Origin of the sequence: Dankookia rubra (assembly GCF_004355005.1) — a bacterium.
Taxonomy (GTDB): Bacteria; Pseudomonadota; Alphaproteobacteria; order Acetobacterales; family Acetobacteraceae; genus Paracraurococcus; species Paracraurococcus ruber_A.
Genome location: NZ_SMSJ01000368.1, coordinates 1 through 443 on the forward strand (window position 1 = coordinate 1; position 443 = coordinate 443).

Annotated in this window: 1 pseudogene; it reads left to right on the plus strand. The window is 65.9% G+C overall.

Annotated elements, in window-relative coordinates:
* Nucleotides 1-176 precede the first annotated feature (176 nt).
* Nucleotides 177-443 (plus strand): annotated as a pseudogene (locus E2C06_RS40690) (hypothetical protein); the annotation flags it as partial.

Consider the following 443-nt stretch of genomic DNA (forward strand, 5'->3'; position numbering starts at 1 on the left):
CAATGCCAGCTCTCCCCCAAGCATCCGGGCCCCCATCGCGGTGACAGGGCACCCTAGAACCTGGGTCAGATTTCAACCGGCGACCGGGTCAGTTTCACTCCGGCGGCTACAACGCCACAGGCCGCTGCCCACCCGAGGACGTTGGCGGACCTTGGGGCTAGGCCGAGTTCCTCGAGGCGATCGCCGACCCGAAGCACGAGAGCCACGCCGAGATGGTCCGCTGGGTTGGCACGCCTTTCGATCCCGCCGTCATCGACTTTGGTGAGCACGCAAAGGCCGTTGAAGATCTCGCCAAGGCATGGTCACGCAAGCCAGCCACCAGGCGCAAACCAGCATGTGTGGATGGCCTCCGCGGTGCAAGAGCGAATCTGGAGCTTCTGACGTCGGGTCGGCGGCGTGCATGTGTCCGGCCTACGAGAGGCGGCACACGGCCGCCGGCCTTG